The 12,789-nt window shown below is 60.4% G+C and carries 10 protein-coding genes and 3 tRNA genes; 11 read left to right on the forward strand and 2 right to left on the reverse strand.

Annotation, left to right across the window (positions count from 1 at the left end; genetic code table 11):
- Nucleotides 1-120: 120 nt before the first annotated feature.
- The gene (gene cysQ / locus C5J26_RS06485; RefSeq protein WP_105401420.1) at nucleotides 121-909 is read right to left on the reverse strand and encodes a 3'(2'),5'-bisphosphate nucleotidase CysQ; all 789 of its coding nucleotides are present in this window, start codon (nucleotides 907-909) and stop codon (nucleotides 121-123) included.
- A gap of 85 nt (nucleotides 910-994) precedes the next feature.
- Nucleotides 995-1,873 (reverse strand): 23S rRNA (guanosine(2251)-2'-O)-methyltransferase RlmB, encoded by an 879-nt coding sequence (rlmB, locus tag C5J26_RS06490; protein ID WP_046667712.1) that lies wholly within the window; start codon nucleotides 1,871-1,873, stop codon nucleotides 995-997.
- Nucleotides 1,874-2,075: 202 nt separating this feature from the next.
- Between rlmB and C5J26_RS06495 the strand changes: the two genes are divergently transcribed.
- The 11 genes from C5J26_RS06495 to rpoB all read left to right on the forward strand — a co-directional run bounded on the left by C5J26_RS06495 (nucleotide 2,076) and on the right by rpoB (nucleotide 12,648).
- Nucleotides 2,076-2,160 (forward strand) — tRNA-Tyr (locus C5J26_RS06495).
- A gap of 25 nt (nucleotides 2,161-2,185) precedes the next feature.
- Nucleotides 2,186-2,259, forward strand: a tRNA-Gly gene (locus C5J26_RS06500).
- 525 nt (nucleotides 2,260-2,784) lie between these two features.
- Nucleotides 2,785-3,960: an elongation factor Tu gene (gene tuf, locus C5J26_RS06505; protein WP_105401075.1), complete on the forward strand. Its 1,176-nt coding sequence runs from the start codon at nucleotides 2,785-2,787 to the stop codon at nucleotides 3,958-3,960.
- Between the two features lie 649 nt (nucleotides 3,961-4,609).
- A tRNA-Trp gene (locus C5J26_RS06510) sits at nucleotides 4,610-4,685 on the forward strand.
- Nucleotides 4,686-4,882: 197 nt separating this feature from the next.
- Complete coding sequence (gene secE, locus C5J26_RS06515; protein WP_046669638.1) at nucleotides 4,883-5,083, forward strand: preprotein translocase subunit SecE; 201 nt, start codon at nucleotides 4,883-4,885, stop codon at nucleotides 5,081-5,083.
- A 16-nt stretch (nucleotides 5,084-5,099) separates the two neighbouring features.
- Nucleotides 5,100-5,630 carry a transcription termination/antitermination protein NusG gene (gene nusG / locus C5J26_RS06520; RefSeq protein ID WP_007770615.1) on the forward strand — a complete coding sequence of 177 codons (531 nt, stop codon included), beginning with the start codon at nucleotides 5,100-5,102 and terminating at the stop codon, nucleotides 5,628-5,630.
- 198 nt (nucleotides 5,631-5,828) lie between these two features.
- Nucleotides 5,829-6,260, forward strand: coding sequence for a 50S ribosomal protein L11 (gene rplK / locus C5J26_RS06525; RefSeq protein WP_037088457.1), 432 nt, complete (start codon nucleotides 5,829-5,831; stop codon nucleotides 6,258-6,260).
- Between the two features lies 1 nt (nucleotide 6,261).
- Entirely contained in the window at nucleotides 6,262-6,957 is a 696-nt protein-coding gene (gene rplA / locus C5J26_RS06530; RefSeq protein WP_105401076.1) for a 50S ribosomal protein L1, read from the forward strand.
- A gap of 310 nt (nucleotides 6,958-7,267) precedes the next feature.
- Entirely contained in the window at nucleotides 7,268-7,825 is a 558-nt protein-coding gene (gene rplJ, locus C5J26_RS06535; protein WP_258718953.1) for a 50S ribosomal protein L10, read from the forward strand.
- 60 nt (nucleotides 7,826-7,885) lie between these two features.
- On the forward strand, nucleotides 7,886-8,263 hold the full coding sequence (rplL, locus tag C5J26_RS06540; protein ID WP_038585827.1) for a 50S ribosomal protein L7/L12: 378 nt from the start codon (nucleotides 7,886-7,888) through the stop codon (nucleotides 8,261-8,263).
- Between the two features lie 248 nt (nucleotides 8,264-8,511).
- Nucleotides 8,512-12,648 carry a DNA-directed RNA polymerase subunit beta gene (gene rpoB, locus C5J26_RS06545; RefSeq protein ID WP_105401077.1) on the forward strand — a complete coding sequence of 1,379 codons (4,137 nt, stop codon included), beginning with the start codon at nucleotides 8,512-8,514 and terminating at the stop codon, nucleotides 12,646-12,648.
- The last annotated feature ends 141 nt before the right edge of the window (nucleotides 12,649-12,789 follow it).

A 12,789-nucleotide genomic window follows, 5' to 3' on the forward strand; every position in this document is an offset into this window, starting at 1 on the left:
CATCCGAAAGGGAATGCAACGCGTCGGCTTGGCTGCCTGTCACGGGCCTGGGTCGGGCGTTACCCCCGGCAACCCGCCCTGACTGGCCAATGTTACCGGGTGATGACAATAGGACGACGGCTAGGAGTTTCCAGGCCGCGACCCCCAGGCGATGAAATCGGGGTTGGCGAAATCCAGCATGTCCGCGCGGCCGGTCTTGCCATAGGTAAGCCGCGCCCCGTCGAGCGTGACCGTGGCCCCGCCCGCGGCACGGAGCACGGCGTCGCCGGCGGCCGTGTCCCATTCCATGGTCCGGCCGAAGCGGGGATAGAGATCGGCGGCACCCTCTGCCAGCAGGCAGAATTTCAACGAGGAACCAATGCTGCGGATATCGGCGGCGCCTGATTTTTCGAGAAAGGCCTCGGTCTCGGCGGAATTGTGAGAGCGGCTCGCGACGCAGATCGGCCGGCTCCCGACCGGCCTTGCGACGATCGGCTCCCGGCTCGTCACCGCGAAATCGTCATCGACGACGAGTTTTTCCGCCCGTCCGCCGCCGCCGAGATAGGCGACCTTGAGGGCGGGGGCATAGACGGCGCCGAGGATCGGCGCGCCGTTCTCGATCAGCGCGATGTTGACCGTGAAATCCTCACGGTTGTTGATGAATTCCTTGGTGCCGTCCAGGGGATCGACAAGGATGAAGGAGCCCCCTTCGATCGACGGGATGCGTCCCATCGCCACCGATTCTTCCGCGATGACCGGAATCTCCGGAAAGGCTCGGGCGAGTTCGGCGAGGATGATCTCTTCAGCCCGCTCGTCCGCCTCCGTGACCGGGGACCGGTCGGCCTTGTAGCTGGTGTTCGGCCCAGCCCTGTAGATGTCCAGAATGGCCTTGCCCGCGAGCAGCGCGGCTTTTTCGAATGTAGCGAGCATGAATTCCATGGCGGCTGGTCACGTCGGTTGCGTAAGACTTCCCATGACACGTTTGCCCCGCGCTTGGGAGTCTAAACGGCGCAGGTCAGCCGACCTTGGCGAGATGCTGCTGTGTCGCATAGAGCGCGATCGCGGCGGCGTTCGAGACGTTGAGCGACTTGATGGCGCCCGGCATGTCGAGACGGGCAAGCGCGTTGACCGTCTCGCGGGTCTTCTGCCGCAGGCCCTTGCCCTCTGAGCCGAGCACCAGAGCGATCCGGCCGCCGGCGAACGTGCCTTCGAGCGGGGCGGGGCCTTCCGAATCGAGCCCGATCGTCTGGAAGCCGAGCCGGTGCAATTCCTCGATCGCATCGGCGAGATTGGTAATCTGTATATAAGGTATCAGTTCCAGCGCCCCGGAGGCGGATTTGGCGAGCACGCCGGATTCGGTCGGGCTATGTCTCTGGGTGGTGATCACCGCGCCGGCGCCGAAAGCGACCGCCGAACGCATGATCGCCCCGACATTGTGGGGGTCGGTCACCTGGTCGAGGACGAGGAGAAGCGGGCTCTCTTTCAGGCCTTCCAGCCGGCGGACGGGCAGGGGGCGTGTTTCCAGCATCACGCCCTGATGGATGGCCTCGGGGCCGAGCACCTTGTCGATATCCTGCGGCGAGACGAATTCGACCGGAAAGGACAGCGTCTCCGGCTCGCCGATATCGAGCCGCGCGAAGGCGTTCTGGGTCACCGACAGCTTGATAAGCTTGCGCTCGGGATTGTCGAGGGCGGCGCGCACCGTGTGCAGGCCATAAAGGAAGACCTGTTCCGCCTGAAGCTGCGGCGGCTTCCAGTCCTTGTTAGACTTCGGCCGCTTCAAGGGCGGCGTCGGAATTTCTCCGCGCTCGCGCTTGGAGTCGCGCACCGCGCGCCGAAGCGTCGCATAATGGGTGTCGCGGGTGGATTTGTCTTGTTTGTCGTCCTTGCTCATCAGGCCTTATAGCCATCCTCGCTCTCCGGGCAAAGCCCTCGACGGGGAGGCGGATCGAAAGAGCGACTGATTTATTTTCGTCATTTTTGCTTCTTCCTCGTGTTGACAGACGAGAACGAGGCGGTCATATACGCGGCGCAGATCAAGGGGCGGCAAGCTTCAAGGTCTGACGAACTTGGTCTCACGATCCGGACGAAAAACTGGAGAGATGCCCGAGTGGTTAAAGGGGACGGACTGTAAATCCGTTGGCTCAGCCTACGTTGGTTCAAATCCAACTCTCTCCACCATTCGTCTCTGATCGGACACCACACCGCGGGTATAGCTCAATGGTAGAGCAGCAGCCTTCCAAGCTGAATACGCGGGTTCGATTCCCGCTACCCGCTCCATAATCTCAACGATTTACAATAACGGCGTGCCAATCGGTGCAACGCTCTCCTGCGTCCCTGTCGAAGCGGATCCGGCGATTGCGCGGCTTGCGCCGTGCTTGTGGGACACCAGAAGCTTCCATCGACCGGAACGAGGTGCGGGTCTCGCATCGATTTGGGCCGCGCATCCAGTGCGACGTCCCCGCCGGTAGGTACGGCAGCTGACAAACGATCCCGGAACAAACTTCTGTGTTATACTGGCGTCATCAAGGCGGACCTGGAGCCCCGCGGCCTTACCCGGCCGCGGGGCTTTTCGCGCTTACGGCGCTCGCCAATTCGCTGAAGCCCGCAGTCGGAGCCGGTCTGGATCTTGAACTGAGCGCGTGCTGAACCGGCCGTCCCCGGGGCATTTTCAAGCCGATTTCGCCTGCTCCCCTTGTCCGGGCGCGCGTCGTAATTATGTCTTGCGCATTCTAGTGGAAAGCCTTAAACGGCGACACCAAACCCGGTCGCCGGGTCCACCCTTATGTTCACAGGAAGCATTCAATGGCAAAGAGCAAGTTTGAGCGCAACAAGCCGCACGTCAACATTGGCACGATCGGTCACGTTGACCATGGCAAGACGTCGCTGACGGCCGCGATCACGAAGTACTTCGGCGAGTACAAGGCCTATGACCAGATCGACGCGGCTCCTGAAGAAAAGGCTCGCGGCATCACCATTTCGACGGCGCACGTCGAATATGAGACGCCGGCCCGCCATTATGCCCACGTCGACTGCCCCGGCCACGCCGACTACGTCAAGAACATGATCACCGGTGCGGCGCAGATGGACGGCGCGATCCTGGTTTGCTCGGCTGCCGACGGCCCGATGCCGCAGACCCGCGAGCACATCCTGCTCGCCCGTCAGGTCGGCGTTCCGGCGATCGTCGTGTTCCTCAACAAGGTCGACCAGGTCGACGACGCCGAGCTTCTCGAGCTCGTCGAGCTGGAAGTGCGCGAACTTCTGTCGTCCTACGACTTCCCGGGCGACGACATTCCGATCGTCAAGGGTTCGGCGCTGGCCGCTCTTGAAGATTCCGACAAGAAGATCGGCGAAGATTCGATCCGCGAGCTGATGGCTGCTGTCGACGCCTACATCCCGACGCCTGAGCGTCCGATCAACATGCCGTTCCTGATGCCGATCGAAGACGTGTTCTCGATCTCGGGTCGTGGCACGGTCGTGACCGGCCGCGTCGAGCGCGGCATCGTCAAGGTCGGCGAAGAAGTCGAGATCGTCGGCATCCGCCCGACCTCGAAGACGACGGTGACCGGCGTTGAAATGTTCCGCAAGCTGCTCGACCAGGGCCAGGCCGGCGACAACATCGGCGCTCTGGTTCGCGGCGTGAACCGTGACGGCGTCGAGCGTGGCCAGATTCTGTGCAAGCCGGGTTCGGTCAAGCCGCACAAGAAGTTCATGGCCGAAGCCTACATCCTGACGAAGGAAGAAGGCGGCCGTCATACGCCGTTCTTCACCAACTACCGTCCGCAGTTCTACTTCCGCACGACGGACGTGACGGGCATCGTATCGCTGCCGGAAGGCACGGAAATGGTCATGCCGGGCGACAACGTCACCGTTGAAGTCGAGCTGATCGTTCCGATCGCGATGGAAGAAAAGCTGCGCTTCGCGATCCGCGAAGGCGGCCGTACCGTCGGCGCCGGCATCGTCGCCTCGATCATCGAGTAATCGATAGCGACATCAAATAGCAAAGGCCCTGCCGGCAACGGCGGGGCCTTTTGCTTTCAAGCCCTGACCTTGAGTCAATCTGGTGGCTCACCCTGAGTCAGTTTTTGAAAAAGCTCGCTCTCGTAACGGAAACGACTTTGCCGCGGGGCATGCACATCACAGATTGCCGAGCCTCACGCGATGCCAGGCGCGATGCAGCCAGACGCTGTCAGGGCCGACTGTGGCATTGGTGGATGCCGGCAGGGGAGGCGGGCAAACATCCACCTCAGCCTGTAAGTCTCCGCACGGTGACTCATTGCGGAAGAAGCGTAAATGCGCGTCCGCGATCAATTCTACTCGTGTAGCGCGGCGCCATCGATCGCTTCCTGTTGCGAATCGCCCCCGACCGACCCCGGGGAAGCCTCTGTCGATCAACCGGAAGCCATCGCGGATCGGTCGTCCGGCCAAGGAAATCAGCGCAGGTGGCGCCGGGACGGCGCTTTCGGGCGCTCGCTTTGCCGAAGCGCCTGACGGGTCCGGCCGAAAGCTCGGGTAGAACGGCCCGGATATCAAAAATGCTCTTGCAAAGCGCAGCGCATCCCCTTAAAGGGAGCGCCTAGCCAGTTGGCGGCGAGGCCGAGTTTCCGGTTTTACGTTCCGCCAAGGTTGAAGGGGTGTAGCTCAGTTGGTAGAGCGGCGGTCTCCAAAACCGCAGGTCGTCGGTTCAAGCCCGGCCGCCCCTGCCACTTTCAGATGATTGGCGCGAGATTATCCGCAGCGGAATTGTCGGGAAATGGCCGCCGTGCAAAACGGCGAAATTTCATCGAACACTGTTTTCCCTCTTGTGTAAAGGGGAAGGGGTGTTTATGTAGGTCAAAACAGACACGCGGTGCGTGGGGCTGAGCAAGTTCAGCTTTACGCGCCGTAATTGCGTGGGCAATCAATGGCATCCAAGACCAATCCAGTTACGTTTCTGCGCCAGGTTCGATCCGAAGCGCTGAAAATCCATTGGCCGTCGCGTCGCGAGACCATGATCTCCACGGCCATGGTTCTGGTTATGGTTGTGTTCGCCGCGCTGTTTTTCTTCGCTGCAGACCAGCTCATGGGATGGTTGCTCCGTCTCGTACTGAACGTCAGCGTTTGATTTCTGGAGAATAAAGATGGCGGCGCGTTGGTACATCGTCCACGCATATTCTAATTTTGAGAAGAAGGTGGCTGAGGACATCGAGAACAAGGCTCGCCAGAAGGGGCTTGAACATCTGTTCGAGAAGATCCTCGTGCCGACCGAAAAGGTGGTCGAAGTGCGTCGCGGCCGCAAGGTCGATTCCGAGCGCAAGTTTTTTCCGGGTTACGTCATGGTCCGGGCCAACCTGACCGACGAAGCCTACCACCTGATCAAGAACACGCCGAAGGTCACCGGTTTTCTCGGTTCCGACAACAAGCCGGTTCCGATTCCGGACTTCGAGGCCGAGCGCATCCTTGGCCAGGTCCAGGAAGGTGTCGAGCGGCCGAAGTCGTCGATCACTTTCGAGATCGGCGAGCAGGTTCGCGTATCGGACGGTCCGTTCGCGTCCTTCAACGGCACTGTTCAGGATGTCGACGAGGAGCGTTCGCGCCTCAAGGTCGAGGTCTCGATCTTCGGCCGTGCGACCCCGGTCGAGCTGGAATACGCTCAGGTCGAAAAGGTCTGATCAGTTTCGAATTGAGGCCTGCCGTTTATTCGGTGGGTCTCGCGCGGCGTTTGCCGCAAGCGCGTGGGAGGAATGGTGCCTTAGCCGGGCATTCTGACCGAACCACGCAACCGCAGCCGCCGGCGAAAGCCGGCATATCGGACCGGGAAACCGGTCTCTAATGAGCCGGGTAACCGGTCTCTCGAAAGGCAGAGAGTTATGGCTAAGAAAGTTATGGGCCACCTCAAGCTGCAGGTAAAGGCAGGGTCGGCCAATCCGTCCCCGCCGATCGGTCCTGCACTTGGTCAGCGCGGCATCAACATCATGGAATTCTGCAAGGCATTCAACGCCGCCACGCAGGAAATGGAAAAGGGCATGCCGATCCCGGTCGTCATCACCTATTTCCAGGACAAGTCCTTCACCTTCGCGATGAAGCAGCCTCCGGTCAGCTACTGGCTGAAGAAGGAAGCGAAGATCACCTCGGGTTCCAAGACCCCGGGCAAGGGCGCCAAGGCTGGCACCCTGACCAAGGCTCAGATCCAGACCATCGCCCAGGCGAAGATGAAGGATCTGAACGCGGCCGATCTCGAAGGCGCAATGGCCATGATCGAGGGCTCTGCCCGCGCCATGGGCCTGGAAGTGGTGGCTTAACATGGTAAAGCTTGCAAAGCGTATTCAGAAGATCCGCGAAGGCGTGGATCCGACCAAGCTCGTAGCGCTCACCGACGCCATCTCGATGGTCAAGGAACGTGCGATCGCCAAGTTCGACGAAACCGTTGAAATCGCGATGAACCTCGGCGTCGATCCGCGTCATGCAGACCAGATGGTCCGCGGCGTGGTCAACCTGCCGAACGGCACCGGCCGTGACGTTCGCGTTGCCGTTTTCGCACGTGGCGTCAAGGCTGACGAAGCCAAGGCAGCCGGTGCGGATATCGTCGGTGCTGAAGAACTCGTCGAAATCGTCCAGGGCGGCAAGATCGACTTCGATCGCTGCATCGCCACCCCGGACATGATGCCGCTCGTCGGCCGTCTCGGTAAGGTTCTCGGCCCGCGCGGCATGATGCCGAACCCGAAGGTCGGAACCGTCACCATGGACGTCGCGGGTGCCGTCAAGGCTTCCAAGGGCGGCGCTGTCGAGTTCCGCGTCGAAAAGGCCGGCATCATCCACGCCGGTATCGGCAAGGCCTCCTTCGAAGCCAAGGCTCTCGAAGAGAACATCAAGGCTTTCGCTGACGCCGTCATCAAGGCCAAGCCGGCTGGCGCCAAGGGTAACTACCTCAAGCGGGTAGCGATCTCCTCGACCATGGGTCCGGGCGTCAAGATCGATCCGTCGACGGTAACGATCTAAAAGTTTCGTCCGGAGCCTTCGGGTTCCGGGCTGCATGAATTCCCGGTCCTTCGGGGCCGGGAATTTCCCAGGGAAACCTGGGAATTCCTGTCCGAGATTGCGGGTGGTTTCGACCTTAATCACTTGATGCCTGCATGAGACGGGTAAGACCCGAGATTTATAAAGTGCCTCGCACTTTTGAGTTCGGTTCGAGCCTAGTGTGCCTTGTGCCTGGAGCCCCTGTGGCGACAGTGCGAGGGGACAGGATCCTCAAGCGTCGCTTGGGGTCCTAATCAAGGGATCCCTTGAGGCAAAGGCAACCCGATGGGGCCTGCAGGATTGCGGTCCCGTCAACTGGAGACAGACAGTGGAAAGAGCGGAAAAGCGCGAATTTGTCACGGAGCTGAACGAAGTCTTCAAGGCTTCTGGTTCGGTTGTCGTGGCCCACTATGCTGGTGTCACAGTTGCGCAGATGAACGATTTTCGTTCGAAGATGCGCGCTGCTGGCGGCACCGTCAAAGTCGCGAAGAACCGTCTGGCCAAGATCGCTCTTCAGGGTACGGAGTCGGAAGGGATGTCGAATCTCTTCAAGGGTCAGACGCTGATCGCATTCAGCGAAGACCCGGTAACGGCTCCGAAGGTCGTCATGGATTTCGCCAAGACCAATGACAAGATCATTGTTCTGGGCGGTTCCATGGGTGCAACCACGCTCACTGCGGATGCGGTCAAGTCGCTTGCGACCCTGCCTTCGCTGGACGAGCTTCGCGGCAAGCTGCTGGGCCTCTTGAATGCCCCGGCATCGCGTATCGCGACGGTTGTTGCAGCACCGGCAAGCCAGCTTGCCCGCGTGTTCGCGGCCTACGCCAAGAAGGACGAGGAAGCCGCTTAAGGCGGTTTTTCGCTGTTCATACCCAAATCAAGTTCGAACCGAATATAAGGAACTATCAAAATGGCTGATCTCGCAAAGATCGTTGAAGACCTCTCTGCTCTGACCGTTCTGGAAGCTGCTGAGCTTTCCAAGCTGCTCGAAGAGAAGTGGGGCGTATCTGCAGCTGCTCCCGTAGCCGTTGCTGCTGCTGGCGGTGGCGCTGCTGCTGCTGTCGTTGAAGAAGAAAAGACCGAGTTCGACGTCATCCTCGTCGAAGCCGGCGCCAACAAGATCAACGTCATCAAGGAAGTCCGCGCCATCACCGGTCTCGGCCTCAAGGAAGCCAAGGACCTCGTCGAAGGCGCTCCGAAGGCTGTCAAGGAAGGCGTCAACAAGGCTGAAGCCGCTGACCTCAAGAAGAAGCTTGAGGACGCCGGCGCCAAGGTCGACGTTAAGTAATATCGGAATGCGGCGGGAGGGGTCTCCTCTCCCGCCCATTTCCTCCGAACGTATTACCCAGGAACCGTCAAAACGGTTCCTGGGTAATGGGTTCTCAAGAGGATGGTCCCGAATCGAACAGAAAAGGCAATCCGGCCTGGCGTGTTCGAGAGGTGGGACGAGATTGAGAATACCCATTGATCGACGGGATCGACTGGCCAGCGAACCCCGTCCGTTGCAGGCCCGGATGCAATTTTGAAGGAGCGACGATGGCTCAGACCCTTTCCTTTAATGGTCGCAGGCGCGTACGCAAGTTTTTTGGAAAAATCCCCGAAGTCACAGAGATGCCGAACCTCATCGAGGTTCAGAAGGCATCCTATGACCAGTTCCTGATGGTTGATGAACCGAAGGGCGGTCGTCCGGACGAAGGTCTGAACGCTGTCTTCCGGTCGGTCTTCCCGATCACCGATTTTTCCGGCGCCTCCATGCTCGAATTCGTGTCCTACGAATTCGAACTGCCGAAGTTCGACGTGGAAGAATGCCGTCAGCGCGATCTGACCTACGCAGCGCCGCTGAAGGTGACGCTGCGTCTCATCGTGTTCGATATCGACGAGGATACGGGCGCCAAGTCCATCAAGGACATCAAGGAACAGTCCGTCTACATGGGCGACATGCCGCTCATGACCGATAACGGTACGTTCATCGTGAACGGCACCGAACGCGTGATCGTGTCCCAGATGCACCGTTCGCCGGGCGTCTTCTTCGACCACGACAAGGGCAAGAGCCACTCTTCCGGCAAGCTGCTCTTCGCAGCCCGCGTCATCCCGTATCGCGGTTCCTGGCTCGACATCGAATTCGACGCCAAGGATATCGTTTACGCCCGTATCGACCGCCGCCGTAAGATCCCCGTGACCTCGCTGCTGATGGCGCTCGGCATGGACGGCGAAGAAATCCTGTCGACCTTCTATACGAAGTCGTCCTATCAGCGCGACGGCGACGGCTGGCGGATTCCGTTCCAGCCGGAAACCCTGAAAGGTGCGAAGACCCTTTCCGACATGATCGACGCCGATACCGGCGAAGTGGTTGTCGAATCCGGCAAGAAGCTCAACCCGCGTCTTCTCCGTCAGCTGACGGAGAAGGGCTTGAAGGCGTTGAAGGCGACCAATGACGACATCTACGGCAACTATCTTGCCGAAGACATCGTCAACGCGGAAACCGGCGAGATCTACCTCGAAGCCGGCGACGAAATCGACGAAAAGACCCTGCCGATCATCCTGAGCGCCGGTTTCGACGAGATCCCGGTTCTCGGCATCGACCATATCAATGTCGGCGCCTACATCCGCAACACGCTTTCCGCCGACAAGAACGAGAACCGCCAGGACGCTCTGTTCGACATCTACCGCGTCATGCGCCCGGGTGAACCGCCGACGATGGAATCGGCCGAAGCCATGTTCAACTCGCTGTTCTTCGATGCGGAGCGTTACGACCTCTCCGCCGTCGGCCGCGTCAAGATGAACATGCGTCTCGACCTCGAAGTCGCCGATACCGTTCGCACGCTCCGCAAGGACGACATCCTGGCCGTGGTCCGGATGCTGGTCGAACTGCGCGACGGCAAGGGCGAAATCGACGACATCGACAACCTCGGCAACCGCCGCGTCCGTTCTGTCGGCGAACTGATGGAAAATCAGTATCGCCTCGGCCTGCTCCGCATGGAGCGCGCCATCAAGGAACGCATGTCGTCGATCGAAATCGACACTGTCATGCCGCAGGACCTGATCAACGCGAAGCCGGCAGCTGCCGCGGTTCGCGAATTCTTCGGTTCCTCGCAGCTGTCGCAGTTCATGGACCAGGTGAACCCGCTTTCGGAAATCACCCACAAGCGCCGTCTTTCGGCACTTGGCCCGGGTGGTCTGACCCGCGAGCGCGCAGGCTTCGAAGTCCGCGACGTTCACCCGACCCATTACGGTCGTATTTGCCCGATCGAGACGCCGGAAGGCCCGAACATCGGTCTGATCAACTCGCTTGCCACCTTCGCCCGCGTCAACAAGTACGGCTTCATCGAAAGCCCGTACCGCAAGATCATCGACGGCGTCGTGACGAAGGAAGTGCTTTACCTTTCCGCTATGGAAGAGGCGAAGTATTACGTGGCACAGGCGAACGCCGAGCTGGATAAGAACGGCTCTTTCGTGGAAGAGTTCGTCGTCTGCCGTCATGCCGGCGAAGTCATGCTGTCCCCGCGCGACACCATCAACCTGATGGACGTCTCGCCGAAGCAGCTTGTCTCGGTCGCGGCCGCTCTCATCCCGTTCCTGGAAAACGACGACGCCAACCGCGCTCTCATGGGCTCGAACATGCAGCGTCAGGCCGTGCCGTTGGTGCGTGCTGAAGCTCCGTTCGTCGGCACCGGCATGGAACCGGTCGTCGCCCGCGACTCCGGTGCAGCGATTGCTGCCCGCCGTGGCGGTGTGGTCGACCAGGTCGATGCGACCCGTATCGTTATCCGCGCCACCGAAGACCTCGATCCGTCGAAGTCGGGCGTGGATATCTATCGTCTGCAGAAGTTCCAGCGTTCGAACCAGAACACCTGCGTCAACCAGCGCCCGCTGGTCGCCGTCGGTGACATCCTGAACAAGGGCGACATCATCGCCGACGGTCCTTCGACGGACCTTGGTGACTTGGCGCTCGGCCGCAACGCGCTCGTCGCGTTCATGCCCTGGAACGGCTACAACTACGAAGACTCGATCCTGCTCTCCGAGCGCATTGTGTCGGACGACGTGTTCACCTCCATCCACATCGAAGAATTCGAAGTGATGGCGCGTGATACCAAGCTTGGTCCGGAAGAAATCACGCGCGACATTCCGAACGTTTCGGAAGAAGCGCTGAAGAACCTCGACGAAGCCGGCATCGTCTACATCGGCGCCGAAGTCCAGCCGGGCGACATCCTCGTCGGCAAGATCACCCCGAAGGGCGAAAGCCCGATGACGCCGGAAGAAAAGCTTCTGCGCGCCATCTTCGGTGAAAAGGCCTCCGACGTCCGCGACACTTCCATGCGCATGCCTCCGGGCACGTTCGGCACGGTCGTCGAAGTCCGCGTCTTCAACCGTCACGGTGTGGAGAAGGACGAACGCGCCATGGCGATCGAGCGTGAGGAAATCGAACGCCTCGCCAAGGACCGCGACGACGAACAGGCAATTCTTGACCGCAACGTCTATGGCCGTCTGACGGACATGCTGCGCGGCCAGATGTCGGTTGCCGGTCCGAAGGGCTTCAAGAAGGGCATCGAGCTCACCAACGCCGTCATCTCCGAATATCCCCGCTCGCAGTGGTGGATGTTCGCAGTCGAGGACGAAAAGGTGCAGGGCGAAATCGAAGCGCTCCGTGGTCAGTACGACGAATCCAAGTCGCGCCTTGAACAGCGCTTCATGGACAAGGTCGAAAAGGTCCAGCGCGGCGACGAAATGCCTCCGGGCGTCATGAAGATGGTCAAGGTCTTCGTCGCTGTGAAGCGCAAGATCCAGCCGGGCGACAAGATGGCCGGCCGTCATGGCAACAAGGGCGTCGTGTCGCGTATCGTTCCGGTCGAGGACATGCCGTTCCTCGAAGACGGCACACATGTCGACATCGTTCTGAACCCGCTCGGCGTGCCTTCGCGAATGAACGTCGGTCAGATCCTCGAGACGCACCTGGCCTGGGCTTGCGCAGGCATGGGCAAGCGTATCGGGGCGCTGCTCGAAGATTACCGCAGGTCGAACGATATCACCGACTTGAAGAAAGAGCTGACGGAAGCCTATCAGAGTGAGGCAAACGCTGAAGTTGCAAGCTTCGACGACGACTCTCTCGTTCGTCTGGCCGAGCAGTCCAAGCGCGGCCTCTCGATCGCAACGCCGGTCTTCGACGGTGCGCATGAGCCGGACGTCGCAGCGATGCTGACCAGAGCAGGCCTCGATCCGTCCGGTCAGTCGGTCCTCTACGACGGCCGTACCGGCGAACAGTTCGACCGCAAGGTGACTGTCGGCTACATGTACATGATCAAGCTGAACCATCTCGTGGACGACAAGATCCACGCGCGTTCGATTGGTCCGTACTCGCTGGTTACCCAGCAGCCGCTCGGTGGCAAGGCGCAGTTCGGCGGCCAGCGCTTCGGCGAAATGGAAGTCTGGGCGCTCGAAGCCTACGGCGCCGCCTACACGCTGCAGGAAATGCTGACCGTGAAGTCGGACGACGTGGCGGGCCGTACCAAGGTCTACGAAGCGATCGTGCGCGGCGACGACACGTTCGAGGCAGGCATTCCGGAGAGCTTCAACGTTCTCGTCAAGGAAATGCGCTCTCTCGGCCTGTCCGTCGAGCTCGAGAACTCGAAGATCGAGGACGCGAACGCCGGCCAGCTGCCCGACGCAGCCGAATGATCATAACAAGGCGCGCGCCGTTTGAAGGCGCGCGCTGCTCCCTCCGCCGGTATCCGCCGGCAGGATAGGGAAACTTTCGCCGCATTTCGCGGCTAATACCGTTTTAAAGCATCGGACGGTCCGTCCCGGGAATTTGGACTG

The sequence above is a fragment of the Neorhizobium sp. T7_12 genome (assembly GCF_002968535.1).
GTDB classification, from domain to species: Bacteria; Pseudomonadota; Alphaproteobacteria; order Rhizobiales; family Rhizobiaceae; genus Neorhizobium; species Neorhizobium tomejilense.

What these genes read in the sequence shown, in the direction of transcription:
- cysQ (WP_105401420.1), bottom strand. Translation starts at nt 909, where the DNA reads ATGCTCGCTACATTCGAAAAAGCCGCGCTGCTCGCGGGCAAGGCCATT.
- rlmB (WP_046667712.1), bottom strand. Translation starts at nt 1,873, where the DNA reads ATGAGCAAGGACGACAAACAAGACAAATCCACCCGCGACACCCATTAT.
- tuf (WP_105401075.1), top strand. Translation starts at nt 2,785, where the DNA reads ATGGCAAAGAGCAAGTTTGAGCGCAACAAGCCGCACGTCAACATTGGC.
- secE (WP_046669638.1), top strand. Translation starts at nt 4,883, where the DNA reads ATGGCATCCAAGACCAATCCAGTTACGTTTCTGCGCCAGGTTCGATCC.
- nusG (WP_007770615.1), top strand. Translation starts at nt 5,100, where the DNA reads ATGGCGGCGCGTTGGTACATCGTCCACGCATATTCTAATTTTGAGAAG.
- rplK (WP_037088457.1), top strand. Translation starts at nt 5,829, where the DNA reads ATGGCTAAGAAAGTTATGGGCCACCTCAAGCTGCAGGTAAAGGCAGGG.
- rplA (WP_105401076.1), top strand. Translation starts at nt 6,262, where the DNA reads ATGGTAAAGCTTGCAAAGCGTATTCAGAAGATCCGCGAAGGCGTGGAT.
- rplL (WP_038585827.1), top strand. Translation starts at nt 7,886, where the DNA reads ATGGCTGATCTCGCAAAGATCGTTGAAGACCTCTCTGCTCTGACCGTT.
- rpoB (WP_105401077.1), top strand. Translation starts at nt 8,512, where the DNA reads ATGGCTCAGACCCTTTCCTTTAATGGTCGCAGGCGCGTACGCAAGTTT.